The organism is Paenibacillus sp. BR1-192 (assembly GCF_029542445.1).
GTDB classification, from domain to species: Bacteria; Bacillota; Bacilli; order Paenibacillales; family Paenibacillaceae; genus Paenibacillus_AQ; species Paenibacillus_AQ lautus_A.
This window is the reverse complement of sequence record NZ_CP120718.1, coordinates 3849431-3871543: the sequence shown is the minus strand read 5'-3', so window position 1 is coordinate 3871543 and position 22113 is coordinate 3849431. Positions and strand designations below refer to the sequence as shown.

Below are 22113 nucleotides of genomic sequence, written 5' to 3'. Positions count from 1 at the left end.
GGATTTACATCTCTGCGGCCATATACTTACAATGATAATAAATTCTATAGACGAGAAGAGGGGGAACGCTAATGGCCTTGCGGCGATTCAATTCCAGACTGCTGTACAAATACGTCCTATCCTATGCCGTTATTTTGCTGCTTCCGGTAATGATGGTCGGTTTTTTTGTATATCAGTATTTCATTCAGCTGCTGGAGGAAGAGGTTACCAGGAGCAATTTGAATCTGCTCTCGCAAGTAAAAGAAAACGTAGACACGAAGATGACAGAGCTTCATAATATCGCCTTCCATATTTCGGGCAACCCCCGCTTGACCCCTTATCAGGTTACGAAAAATCCCTTCACCGAGCTCGATACCATTTCCCAGTTGCGAAATTACGTGAGCGCCAATACCTTCATTTCTAATTTTCTCTTATATTTCCACGGACACAATAAAGTGTACTCTCCTTACAGCACGTATGACGCCGCCGGCTTTACGGATAAAATTTACAGGTTTGAAGAATGGGACCCAGAGCAATTCCAACGGGATATCAATGCTGCTTTCTTGCCTTATGTACGAGCATCCGAAAATGTAAGAACAGCCACCGGAGGACTTGAGCGCTATATTTCCTACATCATGCCGATTGGCCCGAATCAATCCGATTCGTTCGGCACGGTCGTTTACCTGATCAATGAAAACCGGTTCAAGGAATTGATCAAAAAAAAGTTTGAAGAAACGAGGGGCAATACGCTGATTTTAGATGAGAAAGGGGAGCTTATCACCTCGTCCCGTCTCATGGATCCGGGAGAGGCCGATTTGCTGCTAAGTCAGCTGCATGCCGACGGCCGGGAACGGTCAACGCTGAATTTCGAAGGACGGACCTATTTCGTCTTTCAGGACAAATCCGATAAGTTCGGCTGGACGTACATGACCCTGGTCGATAAGGATACGGTTATGCAAAAGGTGGAGGATGCCAAGAACCACACATTTTATGCGCTTCTGCTGCTTCTGCTGATTGGCAGTATCCTTATTTTCTTCGCCACCCATATGAACTACAAGCCGATCCGGATGCTGAAGAGGCTGGCCGACAGTAAAGTAAGTACGCCGCCGGGAAGCAAGCTTGGCGAGATCGAATCGATCCGATCGGCGCTGGATGTCATGTCCGAGAACAATGAGGAATTGAACCGGAGAATCGAAGGAAGCCGCCCTGCGCTGCAATACTACCTGATCTTGAATCTGCTCAAAGGCGCGTACCAATGCAAGGGGGACCTGCAAGGAAAGGGAGAGCTGCCAGGCATTCATCTGGAGAGCCGTTATTTTACGGTCATGGTCATTCTGTTTGCGAAGAATCACGGAATATTGTCTTTGGCAGGACTCCCCGACGAATGGCGCGAGGCGTTTCCTCCTCATACGGAGATTTTCGGAATCGAGGGCCTGGAGACTGAGCAGCTGATTTTGGTAATGGGGACGGACGAAACGGTTGAGGCAATGGAAGAGCATCTGATGAGCATGCATGAGTACCTTAGCAGGATGCTTGGCACGGATATTACGATCGGGGTTGGTAACTCCTACACGCAGATTGGCGAGCTGGGCAAATCTTATATCGAAGCCTGCGGCGCATTAAATTACAGACTGATCAAAGGAAAAGGCAATTTAATTCTGTTCCGTGAGGCGGTGTCCGGGTCCGAGATGAACCGTTACGCCTACTCCAAAAGCCAATGGAATCAGCTGAAAGAGTATATCTATCAGAGCGACATTCCTGGGATCGAAGCCTTTCTCCGCCAGCTGACGGACCGGATTAGGCAAGAGCAGCTTCCACTGTTTATGGTCAAGTGCATATGCTTTGATTTAATCAATGTCATTCTTGCGATTTTGGAAGAGATGGAGCTGGACGAGGTGACACAAGCCGAACGCTATCCGGACGTGGTGAGACTGACGGAATTTGAAACGGTGGATGAGCTGATTGATCTGGTGAAAGAGATCTCCGCTGATATCCGCCATATATTGAACGCCCGCAAGGAAAGCGGAAACCGGGAGCCCATGGAAAAAATGAAGGCGTACATCGAAACCCATTACGGATCAACGCAATTTTCCGTGCAAAATCTGGCTGAAGAGCTGGGAATGTCGGCCTCATACATTAGTCGTTACTTTAAAGAGCAGACGGGCGTCACCATCTCTCACTATGTGAACCGGCTGCGCATGGAGAAGGCGAAGGAGCTGTTGAAGGATGGAGAAGGAAGTCTGCAGGCAGTCGTGGACCAGATCGGATACGGCAGCGTATCCGGGTTCATCAGGAAGTTCAAGGAACAGGAAGGTATGACGCCGGGCGATTACCGTTCCATGAAAAACAAGTATTTGTAAACGCTTGCATATGTAGGTCAAATCCGGTCAATTATATCCGTCACCCGCGCAAGATAGCGTTAATTCCGTTGTCATTTCCGGTTGATGCCGTACATAAACGGTTTATTTACACCCCCCTTGGAAGCCTATAAAGTCGGTGTACAGAGAGGGGGTGATACGAAGGATGAAGTTATTCCTGAGAAAAATGGGCAAGCACTATCAGCTGTATCTGTTGTTCCTGCCTACGCTTGCGTACTTCGTGATCTTTCAATATATACCGATGTACGGCGTGCAGATAGCCTTTAAAGATTTTATGGCGACCCGAGGAATCCTCGGAAGTCCGTGGGTCGGCTTCGAGCACTTCCAAAGGTTCTTTGATTCCTTCCAATTCTGGACGTTGATCCAAAATACGCTCGGATTGAGCTTATACGGATTGGCTCTCGGATTTCCAATTCCGATCATTCTTGCGCTGCTGCTGAATCAGCTGTCCCATCAAAGGTTTAAGCGCTTTGTTCAGACGGTAACATACGCGCCTCATTTTGTATCGACTGTGGTCATTGTTGGGATGCTAACTATCTTTCTGTCCCCAAGGACGGGATTAATCAATCATCTCATCATCGGTTTGGGCGGGGATCCCGTGTTTTTTCTCGGCTCGGCGGAATGGTTCAAAACGCTGCACGTGCTATCAGGCGTATGGCAGGGTGCGGGCTGGGGAGCCATTATTTATTTGGCGGCATTGGCGGGCGTGGACCCCGGGCTTCACGAAGCGTCCATCATCGATGGCGCGAATAAACTGCAGCGAATTCGCTACATCGATATTCCCTCGATCTTGCCGACGATCATCATCGTTCTCATCTTGCAGCTCGGTTCCATCATGACGGTCGGATTCGAGAAGACCTTCCTGATGCAAAACTCGTTGAATCTGGACTCGTCGGAGGTCATATCCACCTACGTTTATAAGACGGGGCTGCTCGGCAGCCAGTACAGCTTCTCCGCAGCGGTAGGCTTATTCGATTCCGTCGTCAATTTCATCCTGCTGGTAACCGTCAACCGGATTGCGAAAAAGCTGACCGAAACAAGTCTTTGGTAGAAAGGAGGGGGCTTCATGCATACCAGATCTAGGGCGGACCGGCTTTTTGACTGGTTCAATTACGGGTTTCTTGCGCTGCTGCTCATCGTGATTTTGTATCCCTTGTACTTTATCGTTATCGCATCGGTCAGCGATCCAATCAGCGTTGGCGGAGGCAAGGTATGGCTGTTCCCCGTGGACTTTACGCTGGAGGGATATCAGAAAATATTAGAGAACCAGGCCATATGGGTCGGATATAAGAATACGATCCTGTACATGGCCGTTGGGACCGCCGTTAATGTCGCGATTACCGTTACTGGGGCGTATCCTCTTTCCCGAAAAGATATGTACGGACGCAATCTGTTCATGTTTCTTATTACGTTCACGATGTTCTTTAGCGGCGGACTCATCCCGACGTATTTGCTCGTAAAGTCGCTGGGGCTTATGAATTCGATGTGGGCTCTTATCATACCGGGAGCTGTCAGTGTGTGGAATTTAATTATTACCCGAACTTTTTTCCAGCATAACATCCCGGAAGAGCTTCGCGAAGCGGCAGACATGGACGGCTGCTCGGATTTCAGATTTTTCCTGCAGGTCGCACTTCCGTTATCGAAAGCCATTCTGGCTGTGCTTGTGTTGTTCTACGGAGTAGGACATTGGAATTCGTTCTTCAGCGCACTGATTTATTTAAGGGATGAAGCCCAGTACCCGCTTCAGCTGGTTCTGCGGAACATTCTTATTCAGAACGAGGTGCAGGAGCTGATGAACCTTGAGCTCGGAGCAGGCAGCAACCTGTCGGAATCGATCAAATACGGGGTCATCATCGTTGCCAGCATTCCAGTACTCATCCTGTATCCTATGGTGCAGAAATACTTTGTGAAGGGTGTCATGATTGGTTCTTTGAAAGGCTAATCCGAAGATCGCGAAAGGGTGGTTGTCATGAAAGGATGGATGGCAAGAATGACGGCATTTACGCTCACGGCGGCGCTGCTTCTGGCGGGCTGCAGCAGCGGAAATGAAGCACAGGAAGGTACTCCTGCGGCGGACGCCGGGGCGAATTTCAACGAAACGGGACTTCCGGTTGTAAACGAAACGATCAGCATCCGGATCCCGGTGGTCAAGCAGCATTATCACAAGGATTATAACGAAATGGTACTGGTCAAGGAGCTTGAGGAAAAGACGAATATCGATGTCGAATGGGAGCAGATTCCTTCGGAGAGCTGGACTGAGAAGAAGAATTTGATCTTGGCGAGCGGAGAATTTCCGGATGCTTTCTTTAACGGGCTTACTACCCAGGATGTGGTGGATTATGGCACGGAGGGCGTATTGATTCCGCTTGAGGATTTGATCGACAAGTACGCGCCGAACATCAAAAAGATCCTCGACGAAAATCCCCAAGTCCGCCGTATGGCCACTGCGCCGGACGGACACATCTATTCGGTCCCTTGGTTTGAAGACCAGGCGCATTTCCAGTATCGGAATACGTTTCTGTTGAATAAAACCTGGTTGGATCAACTCGGTTTAAGCATGCCGACGACGCCGGATGAGTTGATTGAAGTACTGAAGGCGTTTAAAGAGCGGGATCCGAACGGAAACGGACAAGCGGATGAAATTCCGTCGACCTTCCGCCACAACACGACGACGAACGGGTACTACGAGCTGTTTGGAGCGTTTGGACTTGCGGATGCCCTTAGCGGATTCTCGGTCAAGGACAAGAAGGTGGTGTTTGAACCGGTCCTTCCCGAATACAAGACGGCGATTGAATTTTTGAACCGGATGTACGAGGAAGGGCTGTTGGACAAAGAATCGTTTACCCAGGATGCCAAGCAGATGCTCTCAAAGACGAAGGACGAGATTCCTAAGGTCGGCTTGATCGCATCCTTTAACGGTACGTATGAGCTCGGGGACCGAGTTCATGAATATGTGGCGATGCCGCCACTAATGGGACCGGACGGACATCAGTTCTGGAGAAGGCAGGATAACCGCATCATCCTTAACTTTTTCTCGATTACGAAGAACAATCCGCACCCCGAAGCGACCATGCGATTCGTCGATACGATGAATGATCCGAAGTCGGCGATGCAGTTCAAGTACGGTCCCTTCGGCACCCATCTGAAAGAGAAGCCGGATGGCAAGGTTGAAATCGTGCCGCCACAGGATGGCATGGACATCTCCACCTGGATCGGCAGTACGACGCCATCGACGGCCTTCCCCCTGTTGGTTTCAAGCAATTGGCTGCAGAAGCTGGAGCAGAGTGAAAGCGATAAGCTGCGAAACGGGTTTTACGAAATCTACAAACCCTTTATCGTTCCGGAGGATCGCACTTATCCTAATTTGTATATGACGGCGGAAGAGAACAAGCGTCTTGGGGTGCTGGCAACCGATATTATGACCTATGTACGCAAGATGGAAGCCAAGTGGATCGTCGAGGGCGGAATCGAGACCGAATGGGACAAATACGTCGAAGATTTAAATCGCATGGGCTTGGAGGAAATGATTCAAATCAAGCAGCAGGCGTATGACCGGTATATCGGGAGTTAAGGAGCAGAGGGGCAGGCCTACTTGAAACCGGACTGCCCTAAATAACCTGAAACAGGAGGAAATCAAACGTGAAGGAACAAACAGCGTTCAGGATCAGGCCGTCTGCCGATGATTATGTGACCGTTTACGAATCGCCGGATCCGATGTCCGTATATTGTTATTCGCCTGCAATCGTCGTGCTCCCTGGCGGTCGATATGTCTTGACCATGGATTTGGGAGGCAAAGGAGTATCTGATCTCCCGGGGCCAAAGGGTTCGCGAAAAGGCTATATTACGCAAGGAAAAGTGTTCGTTTCCGACGATAAGGGACGTACTTGGGGGCATGTTCATGACTTTCCCTTTATGCATGCACGGCCCTTTCTTGCAGGCGGCGTCCTGTACATTATAGGCCACTGCGCCAATCTAATGATCATCCGTTCCGATGACGAAGGGCAAACCTGGACGGCTCCGGTCCGGCTTACCAAGAAGGGGGATTGGCACCAGGCTCCCTGCAATGTCCATTACGCAAAAGGGAATGTGTACTTAGTGATGGAAGATATCGCTCCCCATGACATGACGGTATGGCCGGTCAGCCGCATTCAGCCGGTTCTTATGCGGGCCGGGGAAGATGCGAATCTGCTGGAACCGGACAGCTGGACCTTTGCTTCCCGGCTCGCTGCGGCTGAAGCGTTTTCCTCAGAGCGTCTCGATTATTTCGGTGTACCTTTTTTCCCGGAAAACAGCTATTACCTCAAGGATCAATTGAACTGTCCGCCTGTCGGCTGGCTCGAAACGAACGTTGTCCAGTTCACCGATCCCGATCATTACTGGCATGATCCGGAAGGGAAGACATTCCATTTATGGGCGAGAGCTCATACTGGAGGGACCGGCTTCGCGGCCATCGCGAAAGTCGTGGAGAATGTTGACGGTACAATGACCACGATGCTGGAGAAGGTGCCCTCGGGGAAGTATGCAGTGTTTGTGCCTTGTCCCGGGGGACAAATGAAGTTTCACTTGTTGTATGACGAGGCAACCCGGTTATACTGGCTGCTCAGTTCACAGTCCACGGACAGCATGACCCGGAAGGAACGGCTGCCGGCTGAACGCTTTGACCTGCCGAATAACGAGCGCCACCGGCTCCAGCTTCATTATTCCCGCAATTGCATAGACTGGTGTTTCGCCGGACTTGTAGCGACCGGAAGCTCTCCCAAGCAGTCCCGTCATTACGCCGGCATGGCGATCGACGGGGAAGATCTGATCATTGCCAGCAGGTCGGGCGATGAGAGAGCCAAGGATGCGCATAACGGGAACCTGATTACGTTTCATAGGGTTCGGAGTTTTCGATCCCTCGTTTATGAATAGGAGGAGACGTTCATTGAATTTCAAGGGCAATCCAAACAAGAAGTTTGAAGGCGTGTTCGCTCTGCTGCTCACTCCATTTCATGAGGACGGCAGCATTGATTGGCCAGCTTACGAGCGATATGTGGAATGGCAGCTGTCTTTTGAGCCGCAAGGGTTGTTTGCCGTCTGCGGAAGCAGCGAGATGAAATGGCTGTCGCTGACGGAAAGGCTGGAACTGATGAAACGGACCGTCAAGCTCGCCGGGAAGACGCCGGTCGTAGCCACGGGCAATCTGGAGGTCCCGGCGATGCAAGAGGAAGAGCTGAAACAGGCGCTTGGGACGGGGATCCATGGTGTAGTCCTCGTTCCTCCACCTGGAATGGGGAAAAACCAGAGCAAGCTGGCGGAACATTTCGGCAGGCTTGCCGACATTGCGGATCGGCCGGTTGTTCTCTATGAATGGCCGTTGGTAGAGCCGTATGAAATTAATCCAGCCGTATATGCCGGATTAACGGAACAGGGTAACGTCATCGGGATCAAGGATACGACCTGTACACTGGAAGGCATTACGGCTAAGATCCAGGCGGCACCGGATTCTATCGTATATCAAGCGAACACACCGTTCATGCTTGAAGCGATCCGCCAGGGTGCCAAGGGCATGATGGCTGTCGTTTCTGCCGCAGGAGGAAGGACTGTTGCAGACTTCTGGAAGGCAGCTTCACATGGGTCTTCGAATGCTGAGCGCCTGCACCGGGAGATTGTCTATCTCGACGCACTTCTTCGTTTCGGCTATCCTTCCTCGGCGAAAATGCTGGCAGCACTTCAGGGAATTCCGATGGGGCTTTCGGTAAGATCCGGAGGCTTTGCATCGCTTGAAGCCAAGAAGGCATTGGAGGTTTGGTTGCAGTCCGTCAATGCTTAGGAAGAAGAATGAATAATCGGAGGGATCGATTATGAGCAGTCGTGACGAACGTGAGAATATCCAGGATGAACGTAACCGCCAGTCCCTGATGCAGCGGACAATGAGCAGACGAACCATGCTGTCCGCCATCGGTTTTGCGGGAGCCGCATTCGCAGCTGAGCATCTTCTAAAAGGTCCCTTTATGAGAACGGCTATGGGGCAAGGGGCTCCGCCGCCGGCCGTCACCGATTCGGTTTATGGGCAGGACGATAAGCTCAAACCGCCGTTACTTATGGATATGGGATATTTGGCCGCCATAACCTTGACTGAGCTTCGGAGCCTGGAAGAACAGAGGGACGATGTCTTTTATTTCGTAACGGACCCGGGGCAAGAGGGCCATTTCGTATATGACCCAACAGATGTTTCTACGCCGGACAATACTGGAACGATCGTAACATCCGCCGCGGGTGCCCGTTTCAAACGGTTGTATGACGGGATCGTCAACGTAACATGGTTCGGAGCCAAGGGAGACGGAACGACCGACGATACGGAAGCGGTGCGTTCGGCTCTGGATGCAGCGAAAGGGAAGGCTTTATTTTTCCCGCCGGGGGTTTTTCGCTTGACTGATACGCTGGTCATCCCCCGCAATACATTTGTTCGAGGTAGCGGCTGTTCTTCTTGGTTTGCATTTGGTCAAAGGCGCAATGAGTTGCCCGACAGCATTCTGGATATGGAGAACGGGACTGTCTTGATGTTCACCGGAAACGGTTCCCGAACGTATTCCAGCAACCGCGGCGATTTTCGGGACTTCACTTGCGCCGTCAAGCTGGATGCAGATGCAGACGGCACCCAGTTGTCCGACCTTAAGATCCTGTCCTATTTCAAGATTCGCGACTCGCTCGGAAACATAACAACGCCGTTGACGGACGAACATGCCTTGTTCGACGTCGGGCTTTGGGTAGACAATGCTACTCATGTTAAGCTGGATCGGGTGTCGGTGGTCGGTTATTGGCAGAAGGCGGGCGCGTTTCTGGATGCGTCCGGACGGTTATCGACGACCGCCGAGTACGGCTCCATTGAATATGCAACGATAAAGGATTGCTTGTTCCAAGGCAAAATCGGGCTTGCGGTTCTAGGAGGGGACGAGGGCAATCCGCCGGGTTCGGGAGGCTTCTCTCCGCCTGTAGACGATGCTCGTACGGAGGGCCAATTCGGTTTATCGCATCTGCTCGTATCCGACTCCTTTCTCTCCGGGACGGACCACCATTCCAACGGATTTGCATCCGGGTGGGAGAGCAGAATCGAGCCGGACAGCACGCCGATCAAAATCGACGGGTTTATCGGAAGCGGCGTCCCTTACCGGATTAACCATCCCCGGTTCGTCAACTGCTCCATCCAGACGCGGGAGCATGCATCCATTGTATTGGATCGGGTCATTCGGCCGACCTTCATTAACTGCCGGGCGGAAAGCGGACCGGTCAGGGCCAGTCAATACACGGTACTTCCGCGGCTTATTAACTGCGAATTTCCATACAATCGCTCCAAAACGGAGTTTCAGGAGATCGAGCACTGCCAAGGCGCGTTGATTCTGCCGGGCATGCGGAGACTGGGTCATATCCATCTGCGGGAATACCAATTTCAAGTCGAACTTCGCAATAATAACGGGGTTATTGAGCATCGTCTGACGAAGTTGGGCGCAATCCAGCCTTCGGCTGCCCGATCCCTCGATATCGAAGCGTTATTCCGTTATGCGATCGAGGAAGCGGCGTGGGATTACCGGTCTTGGACACCGGTTCCGATCCCCACGGAAAGTGACGATTTTTCCAAGGGATTGTTCCTCGGAGAGAAAGCATTTCAGAGCAAATATGCGCTGTTTACAGCCGCTGCCATAGATAATCACCCGGATTATCAGGAGGCGGAAGCCGCAATCATGCTGAATAGAACCTCGGATCCGGACCTTTGGGTTCGACCGGCTGCGTATGCATCCCAGAATGTGCCTTATCGAATGAAAAGCTACTCCAATGTTCTAAAGCTGGAGCTTCGAAGCGGTGACGGACCTGCACCAAGTTTGCTGGCAGCGCTTCCTCGCGAGAACGGAGGATCTGCAAGTCTAACCATTACCGTCCGGGGCAAATTCTATGAGCAGGCTTATGGGCTGGTGTAACCAAAGAAAGGAGGATGAGTTATGCCGTTCAATATCGGATTTACTGGACTGGCAATATTGGTACTGATCGGACTGTTGTTGTTCGGTCCGTCCAAGCTGCCTCGATTGGCGAGGGCATTCGGAGCCACCATCAAGGAATTTCGCAGAGGCAGCAAGGAAGTATTGGAGGAGGTATCGCCCGGTGAGGATACAGTCTTCAGGGAAAGCATCAGAAATACCGGAGAGAATAGGGGGATTCATGGAGACTAGCCGCTGCCTATTCAAGATGGATCACAGATTATTTTATTGGATGAGGCTACGGTTCTCTTGATCCTGAGAACGAAGTGGCTGGTTCGTGACAGAACCGTCATCGTTGTCGATCATCGGCTGAAGAACACAGGTTAGGATACAAGAAATTACAATAATACTTCGATAATTGTGTTGCTAAATTAAAGTCCCAATAAATCCCATCAAGTATATGATGGGATTTTTATTATGAAGGATAGATTAGAAGATCATTCACATAGCGCAGAGATCTGAAAGGTTCGAACAATCCCATGTTTATCTATTACCTACAAAATAGTAACCGATGGTTAGTGAAAAAAAAAGAAAAAGTCGCCTGTAAAGACGACTTTGTTTTGCTCGTGATTATCTATTTTCGTTGAGGTTGCCAGTTAATGACTGTTAGCAAGGAGAACTTTTCTCTACTTCTCAACACGCCAATCCACCTTTTTTAAGATCAATAAGATGGAGATCAGCGAGAAAAACAAGAGAACAAGCGTGTTCCAGGCGACAGAGCCGGACCAGCCCGATATCAGTACCTCCCGCATGGCCTCAGCGGCGTAAGTGGTTGGGAAGAGATAAGAGAACCATTGCAAGACCATAGGCAGTTGATCCATATCCACCATGACAGGCGTCAAAAACGAGATGAACATCATCAGCGCCTGGACCAGCATGTTGGTCAATTGATGGCTAGGTGACCAGAAGCCGATCAGTACACCCGCGCCAACCACGCTAAAGACGGTGAGCAGCAATACAGGGACAAGTCCCCAGCTGTAGTGGAATTGAATGCCGTAAGCAAGTTGACCAATCATGGCCAGGATAATAAAAGAGGGTACGCTCATGATCAATCCGCGCAGCAAATTGGCAAAGATGAAATTTACCTTGGCAATCGGCAGAGACGAATAGTACGTGAAATGGCCTTGATGCTTCTGCCAGGATATCTCCTGAGCCATGGAATTGAGTCCCATGACGATTAAGCCGAAAAGCATATTTCCTGTAATAATACGTGTCATGACAACCGGCGTTGGGTCGACCGTAAAGAATTTGAGAAACAACAGCGTTGTTAACGGAAACATGCATGCCATGATGAAAATCCAAACCCATGCCTCGCGGATGATCGTAAATTGAATGCGGGCTAAGATCAGCCATTCAGTGATTCTGCGTTGGATTATGCTCTGCTGCTCGTGCCCTTGGAGAAAGGCCGCTTCTTGCAGTTGCAAGTCATGGCTTTGCATGGATGGTTTTACCTTTTCCATGTTTAGACCACCTCCGCTTTGGCAGGTTTATCCTGATCGTCATCAATATGAAAATAGACATCTTCAAGATTCGGAGGGACCAACGAGTATTCTTCGATCGGTAATTGCTGCTCAGTCAGGCAGTCGATCGCGTAGCTGGCGTTTTGCTTCTCGATCAGTGTCCGGATTCGGTTTTCTCCCGTTTTGGTCCACTGTCCCAGCGCGCTTAAGCTACGGCAAACATGATCGCTTTCGCCAAAGGAAGTCGTAATTTCCAGCTTCATCCGCTGATCGACCCTTTGTTTTAAGACACCGACATGATCGATGGCCAATAGTTTGCCGTGGTTTACAACAGCAACTCGATCCACGACCTGTTCGGCCTCCAGCACGTTGTGTGTTACCAAGATTACGGTCACTCCTTGACGGTTGCGTTCCTGAATCAGATCCCATACGAGCCTTCTCTTTTTAGGATCTAGTTCATTGGTCGGTTCATCCAGTATCATGACGGGGGAAAAGCCGATCAAGCATGTACCGATCCCGATTAAACGCTTTTGTCCGCCGGAAACGTTTTTCAACAGCTTATGACGGAGGTCTTGCATATCAAAGCGTTCCAACAATTCCTCTGTTTGCTTCAAGGCGGACTCCTTCGTCAACCCACGCAATCTTCCTGTAAAATACAAAGCTTCCCAAGTTTTTAAACTGGTCAGGGCGTGAGGCTCTTGTGAGTAGTAGGCGACCTCCTGGGCAACTCGCTTGGTTTGTGTCTGCACGCTGGTTCCTTTATAGCGTACCGTACCTGAGTTGGGAGCAAGGTGGCCTACCATCTGCTTGATTAGCGTGGATTTGCCTGCTCCATTCGGACCGAGTAAACCGAGAATTTCCCCTTGTTGAACGTCGAAGCTTATGTTTTGATTGGCGACAACCTTTCCTTTTTTGTATGTTTTATTCACATGCTCTAATTGGTAGATCAGCTTCATCATGCTTGCCCCTTTCAGTTCGAACTATGTTTTTGCTGCTGCATGCTTAAATCCTTAGAAGGTATGTATTCTTTAACTGATAAGTTCTTTTAATGGATGATGCCTTAGTAATTTAACGTTATATCAACAGGCGTTAATATAACGATAACTTATTGCTCTGATTAGGGTGAGGGACGGCAGAATGGTTTTCGTCTCCGCCTCAGGACGGAGACGGCACGCCGAGCTCCAGGGCTGCTCCATGATATGTTATACTCGGATATATCGAATAATCTGAACAGGAGAATATGCCATGAAACATAAGGAAATGTCCGAACGTACCGTACGAAAGCTTATCGAAACGGGAATCGATTTGTTTTCGAAGCAGGGATATATGAGCACCAGCATCGATCAAATCGTCAAGAATGCGCAGCTGTCCAAAGGGGCGTTCTATGCCCATTTTGAATCGAAGGAAGAATTTCTGATCCGGATTCTGAGAGAAAGCTTTCGCGAATATTTTGAAGGACTGCAGCATATTTTGGACCGGAAGAATCAGAACTTGATGGATAGTTATATGGAATCATCCAAGCTGACATTGAAAGAATCATATCAAAAGGGTTTCTCCCAGCTTCTGCTGCAATCGGCGATGGTTTCCCGGCAGTTGCCTAACGTCCATGAAAAGCTGAAAGCGTTGATCGATGAATGGCGGCAAAACCTGATCCCCTATTTCGACGAGATGAAGAAGGAAGGGCTCATCAACAAAACTCTTGATTCCGAAAGGATATTTACGGCTGGAGTCGCTTTGTTTATGGGGTACAATATCCAGCATTATATCGACGAACAAGTACCGTTGGTAGATATGATGGAGGTTTTTTTAGAGGTATTACAATCTGATCGTCTTACGAAGGAGTGACTTTTTCGCTCCATACCCTTATTGCCGCGTTTTCCGTCAATCCGTTTCCACCGCAGTTTTTGGAACCAAAAGGCCATTTTTATAAGACTAAGTTCCCATTGTGCATGAAATCTCCACATTTTATACTGGTGAAGTAAATACCGACTGGTGGGTATTTAAATTGAGGAGACAAAGGAGATCGGATAATGAAGAAGAAGATGTGGCTTGCCGCGCTGTCTGTTGTTTTCGCACTGGCTCTTTTCGTTGTACCCGTGCTGCAGTCTTACAGTTCAGCGGAAGGTAGCTCCAATGCGAACGGCATCGCCGGTAGCGCTCTTGACGGCCAGTTTCAACTCGGCCACGTTGTAAAAATCTACGTACCTTCCACGGTGAACGGGGATATTCCAATTACCGAAGAGGCGCACGAAAAGTTCGTTGACGAAGCGCTTACCCAGTTTTCAGGCTGGTTCGGAGGGGCAACGGCGGTTGAAGGGGTGGGAGCCTGGGTGGACGACAATAAAAAGCTGATCAAGGAAAAAGTGACGATCGTCTACGCTTTCGCGGAGAAGTTGGATAAAGCCGCGATCAATCAGGTTGTTGATTATGCCAAAAAGATGAAAGAGGAGCTCGGTCAATCTTCCGTATCGCTCGAAGTGGACGGCAAGATGTACTTTATCGAGTAAGCTGCTGGTACACAACAATCGATAGGCGGGAGATAGAAGATGAGAAAAATCGTTATCGCACTTTCCATTATGATGCTTGTCGTCATGACGGGATGCGGAAGGCTGGATCTCGTTATCCATGATGATGGCTCGGGTAACGGAAAGTATTCGGTTGATCTTTCGGGGATGATATCCGCCGATGAACTGAAGGAGGAACTTGAGAAAGAGATCACGAATGCGAACGCGGATGCCGGAAAAGAAGTCATCCGGCTGGACAGTTTCAAGGAAAAGGACGGGAAAGTCGACGCGACGGTCTCGTTCGATAGCTTGACTGCGCTAAGTGGCGGGGAAGACTCGCTGATTGCGACGGTGGCGGATTTGAAGCGGCTTTATCCCGAACGGATCAACGAGCTGGTCGAAGCGCCCGAGGACATCGAGAAGATTATGGATAAGCCTGTCGTCTATCTGAACCTGGACGACGATATGGAAATCACGGTTACGGTGCCGGGCAATATTCTGTATGCCGCTGGAGGAACCGTTGCCGAAGGCAAGCCTCGTACGCTGCTACTGGCCAGTGATGAAGCTGTCATCGCGTACGAACCGTCTGCGAATAGGTCGTGGATGACATGGATTGGCGTGCTGCTGGTCGTCATCATCGCGGCGTATGTCATTTACCGGAAAGGACGGTTTCGGACCGCTGCGCCCGGAATGAAAGGAGGAAGCGCTCCGAATGCGTAACCGAAATCGTGCATGGGTCGGGTTGTTGGGATGCCTCTGGTTGCTGGCTGGCTGCAGTAGCGGCGGCGGAGAGTACGAGAAGCACATGGCGACCGCCGATAAGGCGATGGAGAGCCTGGACGTGGACACCGCTATCACCCAGTACCGCCAAGTGACGGAGATGGACCCTGAAAAGTTGAAGTACGGCGAAGGACGGATTGTGATTGCCAATGAGCTGCTGATGAATGCAGAAGAACTGAAAGGCAGACTGGATGAACTGAAATCGCGTGCCGAGGAAGTGAAAAAGTCAGTCGCAGGCCTCGATATCGAGAACGCAGAGGCTGAGGAAATCGTCAGAATGAACGGGGAGCTAAGCGATATTCAATCAAATCTCGAAGAGTTCTCATCAACCTCTCTGTACAAGGAAATCTCGGATCTGCGGAATCAATTTACGGATAACATCAAAACCAAGAGAATCGATCCGATTGTAAGCGAGATCGAAGCCAGTATCGGGAAACTTGAGTTCGATCATGCCGAAAGCGGCGTAGCGGAGCTGCGACAATTCGCGGACGGCTTCGCCGAAGCGGTGGGAAGTACTCCCGAAGACTTTTTCTCCCGCATCGAGTTGGAAAAAGCGAAATATATCGATTTTCCGGTCACGTACAACAATCGGGATGTAGTCCTCTTGCAAAATGGCGCGGGTAAAATTACGTTCCTAGGCGAAGGGGTAAGACAGAACGAACTCGTGCTGATCTACAAATACGAAGGGGAAATTCGTCTGGCTTCCACAAAGGTTGCCCCCGAAATCCAGGCCGTGTTCAGCGACGGCAGCTCGGTCGAGCTTGACGAGGATGACACTACGTTCCGCCATTTCCCGGACCACACCATCGCTTACCAGTCAGTCTCGGACGATCTGGCCCAAACGCTAGTTCGGCTCGATTACCGGTTTGGATTGAACAAAGACGAGACGTTCAAAAAAACCGAAATCGGCCCTGCTGGCGAGACGGCGACGCTCAAGGAGGTCGCGGCGTTGCCGGATACGGAGCTTCAGCCTTCCTTAAGCGCCGTGAACGGCAAGATGACGGTGGAGATCAGCAAAATCGCCATCCAAGAACGTGCGGTGACTGTCGAAGGCAAATTGACGTCGGGAGCAGATGTCAATCTTGAAACCCCCGCGTCGCTCTATGTACCGTCCCATGAACTGTTCGATACGAATTGGATGGAAGAGGAGCTGTTCGCCGGAGTGGGCAAAGAGTTTGCCGTTCAGTTCGATTTACGTCACAGAATTCCGGCCGAAGCCATGTATCTGAAGTTCTACATTGCGGGGGTCCAAGTGAACATCGACCTCGCGACCGGGAAGGAATATGCCCCGTCGGGCCAAGAGCTGTTAACGCAGCAGATCATCGTTCCCGGCAACGAAACGGACGTCACCGAAAGCTTTGACGATTGGAACAATACGATTTTGGAGAACACCAGCGGCAATCTGTTCGCCGACGGAATCGCCTTTATCCAGAAATATCATTGGACCGAGGCTCCCTCTTTTTCAGTCGGCTTGAATCAGCAATATAAGCGATTGACCGCCAAAGTCGCTGTCGACAAGCTGACTGCCGGAAGCGAGTACGGAAGCAGCAAGGTCAAGGTCATGGGCGACGGAAAAGTATTGAAAATGCTGTCTTTCGGTTCGGCAAAGGCCGCTACGCTCGATCTCGATGTGAATGTGAGCGGCGTCCGTACATTGCAGTTTATCATCGTTCCTACTCCCGGCAAATATGGGGAGACCCAGCGAATTATTATCGGCGACGGCGTTCTTACGCCGTAATGCATCGAACCGGCCTGCTGCAGGCCGGTTTTTTTATTACCCTCGTCATCATTTGATCGGTCAATAAGTCATTTAAATCTAATCGATATCTCATTAAGCTAACGGGAACGAAGAGGTAATAAATGTATATATCCATAGTCGACCTTTCATCGTTGTCTTCTATTCAAATATGATGATTATGTCCATTGGTTTTCTCTCGATGGAATATTACATGGTCGGATGTATTTGAACGTCGAACAATAGACACAAACTGTTAAATAAACGATTGGAGGAATTCAGAATGAGCGAAATAAAAACCGAAACGCTGACACAGGCCTTAAGCAAAATGCTCGGTACAAAAATAATCTGTGCTGATTTCCAAACTAAACCACTACATGGTGGTACAGTGGGGAATGTAAAGCTTGTTACGGGCCATGCCAAATCCACTGATGGCAGGATGTTACCCTATAAAATCGTTTCAAAAACGCAAAAAAAATGGGAGCGCTACAGCGATCCCGATTCATGGCGCAGGGAATATGATTTTTATAATTCCAATTTCGGCACTCTGTTTTCTGAATCATTCCGTTGGCCTGAATGCTATCATGTCGAAATGAACGAAGAAGTGAACGAAACGCAAATATGGATGGAATATATCGACGGCATATCGGGTTTAGACTTGACCGGAGAAATGTATGAACGCGCAGCCGAGGAATTAGGACGGTTCCAAGGCAAGTTATATGCAGAACAGCCAGTTATTTTACAGCACTTAACCAACCTGAGCAAAGTGGATTATATGAAGAACTTCTATCTTCATTATCGGTCATGGAATAGAGTGTACGATTATATACGCTCCGAAGATTGCGAAATCCCAAAACACCTTAGTAAAATGCTCATCGACATTGATGAAAGCGGAGAAGACATATTCAACCGTATTGAAAAGCTACCCATCGTGCTGTGTCACAGGGATTTTTGGGTGGCAAACCTATTCTATTCAGACGGTAAAACCATACTCATGGACTGGGATACCGCGGGGTGGGGCTATTTAGGTGAAGATATGGCAAGTCTTATCGCGGACGAAGCCGATATTGAACATATGGTTGAATACTACCGTAGATGTATCCCTGCGTATTACAAGGGCTTCTCGGAATATGCGGATATTTCACACATAACGGATAACTGCGTTTATGAATTGATTCTACTTATGTTCGGATACAGGTTGGTAGAGTGGTATATGGACGCAGAATCGGGTAACAAACTCCAAGAAACGGAGGACGAAAGAATGCTGCACATCCATACCTTGCGAAAAATCTTTGAGATAAGGAATGAACCATGATTGATACGCACCAAAGCGAGCCTGGTTGAGCTCGCCAGTGTATTTTTTAAACAAAATCTAGCGTAGAATCGTTTCATCGAGGAGTTCCGGGATGGTGACTAATTGTATACGGTCACTTCGAAGGCTTCTGATGACGTCCGGCAATGCTTGAACCGTTCCGGATAAATCCTCACCAACTCCTCCCGCAGCATGCTGCAATATAATGGACCCCGGCATAGTATGCGCCAGAATATTGGTTTTGACTTGCTCCGAGTTCAACCCTTTCCAGTCCAACGAGTCGACATTCCAGTTCACGATGATTTTGTGTTGACTTGCCAGCCATTGAATTTGCGGTTCATTGATGTTTCCGTATGGAGGTCTGACGAACGTTGGCCGATAACCCGTATATTTCTGAATCAATTCGTCTGTCCTGGTGATTTGATTACGAAATTCTTCATCGCTTATTTTGGGCAAATTCGCATGATTATACGAATGGTTTCCTAAAATGTGACCGTCTTCAACCATACGACGAACAATTTCGGGGTGAGCCTCAACCCGATTCCCAACCACAAAGAAGGTAGCTCTTACTCCTTCCCGTTTTAGAACCTCTAAAATTTGAGGGGTAAAAATGTCATCAGGCGCATCGTCAAAAGTTAAGGCGACCTCACGCTTGGTAGACGATCCATTAAGCAGGAATGTACTTTTGTACTTAGCCCTTAAGTCTGCCAGGGACATCGGTTTCATGTTGCGAACAGATTCTTCGGAACCATCTAATAAATTCGGAGTATTAGTTGATTGCGATAGGTTGTTTTCAACCGTATTTTGCCGCTGCTGTGGGGCAGGCTCGACTCGATCGCTGCAGCCAGAGCATATCATGAATGCAATCAGCGGCAGGAACCACCATGATTTCATATCTAAATCTCCTAAGAGTATATTTTGCTCCTAATATTCCCCGATAATTTTGCTTGTTATTCAATAGGAACAATACGAACGTTCATTTACATGTATTTTACTTGTATATAAATAAAGGGATATGATAAGATGAGAACGTATTGAAAGCGTTTACTTATTGTGAGAAAAATTTATTCGCAAAGGGGAGAGTTTAGTGAGAAGCAAGTGGAGGAGTCGGATTGCCGCAGCCCTAACAGTCATTTTAATGTTCGCAAGTATCGAGTGGGCAATGACTGTCACGTATGCAGCAGATGAAGAATTAAACAACGTTATGATCAACGGCGGCTTCGAGGATTCTGATGAAGATGGACGCTTGCCGGGCTGGCAGCCCGCTGAAGATACAGCTGCCATTACGGTAAGTGAGTCTGTGTACGCAGACGGGAAGCGAAGTCTTCGAGTGGAACGCCTGTCGCCCGAAGCAGGCTCTGGAGCGGTGAGCGATGCATACCCCGCCCAGCCATTCGGCAATATCATTATGACAGCAAGTGTGCTTTCGGATGAAGGCCATGGCGGCAAAGCAGACCTCAGGTTTTATGATGCAGGCGGAAAGCTTGTCTCCGTAGTGAGCGGCCTGGTCGGTGAACCATCGGGCAAATGGCAGAGTTTAAGAGTGGCTGCTTCCGCACCTAAAAATGCAGCGGAGGTCAGGGTGGCCTTCGATATTAACGGGGACCTAACCGGCAGGTATTTCGTTGACAGCGTCACATTGGAAATGCAAGCTTCCTCCCCGTACTTAACGAATTTAGGACCGCAATCTTCGAGTTTAACCTTGATGACGGCAGCGTTCGGTAAAGATAGGAATGGTCAGGATGCTTTGTTTACCGTCGCACAGGGTGATCCGGCACAATTCATCGTGATGGATGTCGCTTCGAGAGAAGTGAAGTCCACTCATCCGCTTGTTGCTCTAGACGGAAGCAACGTATCGGCAGCTTGGGCGATTGTGACAGCCTCCGACGGAAAGGTATACATCGGTAGTACGCCAAACGGGACGTTATTTCAGTATGACCCGGCAGAGGATAAGCTGCGTGCCATCGGGAAACCGGTTCCTACCGATACCGTCATCTGGACGCTTGTTGCGGGGGAAGATGGCAAAGTCTATGGGGGAACAGGATATTCCCAATCGCTGTTTGAATATGATCCCGTTACCGACCAGACTCGAATCCTTAAATCCTTCAAGACTTCATCGAAAGAGGCTCATATCCGCAGCCTTGCTTACGATTCCGATCGTCAAATGATCTATGTGGGGGGAGCCGACGTCGCCAAGCTTTATCAATACGATCTTGCTAGCGGCACGTCAATTGCGCTTCATCATCCTGAATTTAACGGCAAGACTTCGGTTTACGATCTCCAGTATGCAGGTGGTAAATTATTCGTGCGCGTGGATCCCGGTCCGGTAATGTTCGTGTATGATCCTGATACCGCAAGCTGGATCGTTAACAATAATACTGCCTATAATGCACGAGGATTTTCACCGTTATCGCCTGACGGCGAAGAGGTATTCTACACCTATTACGAAACCCTTTCAGGTGGTGCGCAGCAATGGTCTCTCCATTCATACAACGTGAGAACGGGAGTTTACGGCTCGCTGGGTGTCGATGTCAAAGGAGCAGGCGTAGCTTTTGGTTATGTACAGCTGGACCAGACGAAGTATCCGGGCTGGACATTAGTCGGATTGGCCGGCAATAGCGGAAGAGCATTTTATTACAATCTGGAAACCGGTATGATTGAAACGCCGGAGCTGCCGTTTCCGGCACAGTTTGTGGAATTGTTTAACATAGGGAAGAGCACAGACGGGCAGATACTGTCCTCTGGTTTCATTTCAGGCGGGGGAATGGGAATTTACTCGCCGACCCGTAACGAGACCAAGCATTATCCTCAAATCGGCCAAGTCGAAGGATTCGGTTCCTTGAATGGGAAAATGTATCTCGGCGTTTATCCGAGAGCGACCATCTTTGAATACGATCCAGCCAAACCATGGAACCGAACGGACCCATCAGAGCCGAATAATCCGCTGCGGCTTGGTCAGCTGGGTTCAGAGCAAGACCGGCCCGTTGCCATGCTCGGGGTCGAGGAAGAAAACCTGTTATATATCGGTTCCTATCCAATCGCAGGCAAAACAGGCGGGGCACTTACCGTCTATAATCCCGATACCGGAACGTTTGATGTGAAACGTGATATTATATCCGGCCATTCGATCAATTCATTGCTTTACAAAAATGGAAAGCTGTTTATGGCCACCGGCGCGATGACAGGCGGAGAGGGGAAGCTTGCCATTTACGATACAGCATCCGGCCGAGTAGAGCTGGAACAGGTACCTGTTCCGGGCAAAAAAGCAGTGACCTCTTTGATATGGGGCCCGGACGGTAACATATGGGGAATGGCGCTGGGGGCTCTATTTATCTATGATACGGAGCGCCAAGAAATCATTTACAGCAAGGATATGTTTCCTACAGCAGATTATGCGCATAGCAATCCCCGCTTGACCGTTGGAACCGACGGCAATGTGTACGGTACCATTTATACGGGATATGTTGCTGACCATACGTACACGAGCAAAATGTTTAAGATTGACGCGGCAAGCAAGTCGCTGTCCATCTTGTTGGAGAGCAACGCGGAAAAGCTGGCGCAGGACGATTTTGGCAACTTATATTTCAAATACGGCAGCGAGCTGATGAAGTATAGCGACCCGAATTTGGTCATGCAGTTAGACAAAGTACAGCTTGAGGCTGAATCGCTCCAGCTTCATCCGGGGGATGAAGTCGGTTATTCCTACGAAGTCTTCCTTGAGAGAGGAAGAACGACTAAGGAATTATCCGGCGCTGACATTGAGTATTTGAGCAGCCATCCGGATAAGGCGGAGATCGACCCAAAAGGAAAGATTATCGCCAAGCATCCGGGGCAAGCCGAGTTGTCGATTCGAATTACATTGAACGGGGTAACGGTTGAATCCAATAAAATCAAGGTGAAAATAACCGGACCTTTTTAAAACGGTTATGACATACAGCAATATGAGGCCGTTG

At 49.4% G+C, this 22113-nt stretch carries 17 protein-coding genes; 14 read left to right on the top strand and 3 right to left on the bottom strand.

The features are described 5' to 3' along the window. The first annotated feature begins 71 nt into the window (after positions 1-71). The 8 genes from P0X86_RS17135 (at position 72) to P0X86_RS17100 (ending at position 10561) form a co-directional block, all read left to right on the top strand. The gene (locus tag P0X86_RS17135) at positions 72-2339 is read left to right on the top strand and encodes a helix-turn-helix domain-containing protein (RefSeq protein WP_277745984.1); all 2268 of its coding nucleotides are present in this window, start codon (positions 72-74) and stop codon (positions 2337-2339) included. Between the two features lie 163 nt (positions 2340-2502). Next, on the top strand, positions 2503-3408 hold the full coding sequence (locus tag P0X86_RS17130) for an ABC transporter permease (RefSeq protein ID WP_277745983.1): 906 nt from the start codon (positions 2503-2505) through the stop codon (positions 3406-3408). 15 nt (positions 3409-3423) lie between these two features. After that, a complete protein-coding gene (locus tag P0X86_RS17125) occupies positions 3424-4299 on the top strand; it encodes a carbohydrate ABC transporter permease (RefSeq protein ID WP_277745982.1) in 876 nt (291 codons plus the stop codon). A 27-nt stretch (positions 4300-4326) separates the two neighbouring features. Further along, a complete protein-coding gene (locus P0X86_RS17120) occupies positions 4327-5928 on the top strand; it encodes an extracellular solute-binding protein (protein ID WP_277745981.1) in 1602 nt (533 codons plus the stop codon). A 68-nt stretch (positions 5929-5996) separates the two neighbouring features. Then, positions 5997-7268, top strand: coding sequence for a sialidase family protein (locus tag P0X86_RS17115; RefSeq protein WP_277745980.1), 1272 nt, complete (start codon positions 5997-5999; stop codon positions 7266-7268). Positions 7269-7281: 13 nt separating this feature from the next. Beyond that, positions 7282-8169: a dihydrodipicolinate synthase family protein gene (locus tag P0X86_RS17110; protein WP_277745979.1), complete on the top strand. Its 888-nt coding sequence runs from the start codon at positions 7282-7284 to the stop codon at positions 8167-8169. A gap of 31 nt (positions 8170-8200) precedes the next feature. Then, positions 8201-10312: a glycosyl hydrolase family 28-related protein gene (locus tag P0X86_RS17105; protein WP_277745978.1), complete on the top strand. Its 2112-nt coding sequence runs from the start codon at positions 8201-8203 to the stop codon at positions 10310-10312. A 21-nt stretch (positions 10313-10333) separates the two neighbouring features. Then, positions 10334-10561 (top strand): twin-arginine translocase TatA/TatE family subunit, encoded by a 228-nt coding sequence (locus P0X86_RS17100; RefSeq protein WP_277745977.1) that lies wholly within the window; start codon positions 10334-10336, stop codon positions 10559-10561. A 434-nt stretch (positions 10562-10995) separates the two neighbouring features. Here the strand turns inward: P0X86_RS17100 and P0X86_RS17095 are convergent, their stop codons facing one another. Continuing rightward, a complete protein-coding gene (locus P0X86_RS17095; protein WP_277745976.1) occupies positions 10996-11829 on the bottom strand; it encodes an ABC transporter permease in 834 nt (277 codons plus the stop codon). Positions 11830-11831: 2 nt separating this feature from the next. Then, on the bottom strand, positions 11832-12788 hold the full coding sequence (locus tag P0X86_RS17090; protein WP_277745975.1) for an ABC transporter ATP-binding protein: 957 nt from the start codon (positions 12786-12788) through the stop codon (positions 11832-11834). 286 nt (positions 12789-13074) lie between these two features. Here P0X86_RS17090 and P0X86_RS17085 point away from each other — a divergent pair, with 286 nt between their 5' ends. The 5 genes from P0X86_RS17085 to P0X86_RS17065 all read left to right on the top strand — a co-directional run bounded on the left by P0X86_RS17085 (position 13075) and on the right by P0X86_RS17065 (position 18163). Further along, a complete protein-coding gene (locus P0X86_RS17085; protein WP_277745974.1) occupies positions 13075-13674 on the top strand; it encodes a TetR/AcrR family transcriptional regulator in 600 nt (199 codons plus the stop codon). Positions 13675-13859: 185 nt separating this feature from the next. Then, a complete protein-coding gene (locus P0X86_RS17080) occupies positions 13860-14336 on the top strand; it encodes a DUF3574 domain-containing protein (RefSeq protein ID WP_277745973.1) in 477 nt (158 codons plus the stop codon). A 39-nt stretch (positions 14337-14375) separates the two neighbouring features. After that, positions 14376-15053, top strand: a complete 678-nt coding sequence (locus P0X86_RS17075) for a hypothetical protein (protein WP_277745972.1) — start codon at positions 14376-14378, stop codon at positions 15051-15053. Further along, the gene (locus tag P0X86_RS17070) at positions 15046-16851 is read left to right on the top strand and encodes an NPCBM/NEW2 domain-containing protein (RefSeq protein WP_277745971.1); all 1806 of its coding nucleotides are present in this window, start codon (positions 15046-15048) and stop codon (positions 16849-16851) included. The genes P0X86_RS17075 and P0X86_RS17070 overlap by 8 nt, the downstream gene beginning before the upstream one ends. Positions 16852-17131: 280 nt before the next feature. After that, a complete protein-coding gene (locus P0X86_RS17065) occupies positions 17132-18163 on the top strand; it encodes an aminoglycoside phosphotransferase family protein (protein ID WP_277745970.1) in 1032 nt (343 codons plus the stop codon). Between the two features lie 57 nt (positions 18164-18220). Here P0X86_RS17065 and P0X86_RS17060 read toward each other — a convergent pair whose 3' ends face one another. Further along, positions 18221-19054 carry a polysaccharide deacetylase family protein gene (locus P0X86_RS17060; RefSeq protein WP_277745969.1) on the bottom strand — a complete coding sequence of 278 codons (834 nt, stop codon included), beginning with the start codon at positions 19052-19054 and terminating at the stop codon, positions 18221-18223. 193 nt (positions 19055-19247) lie between these two features. Here P0X86_RS17060 and P0X86_RS17055 point away from each other — a divergent pair, with 193 nt between their 5' ends. Next, positions 19248-22079, top strand: coding sequence for an NHL repeat-containing protein (locus P0X86_RS17055; RefSeq protein ID WP_277745968.1), 2832 nt, complete (start codon positions 19248-19250; stop codon positions 22077-22079). Positions 22080-22113: the final 34 nt, after the last annotated feature.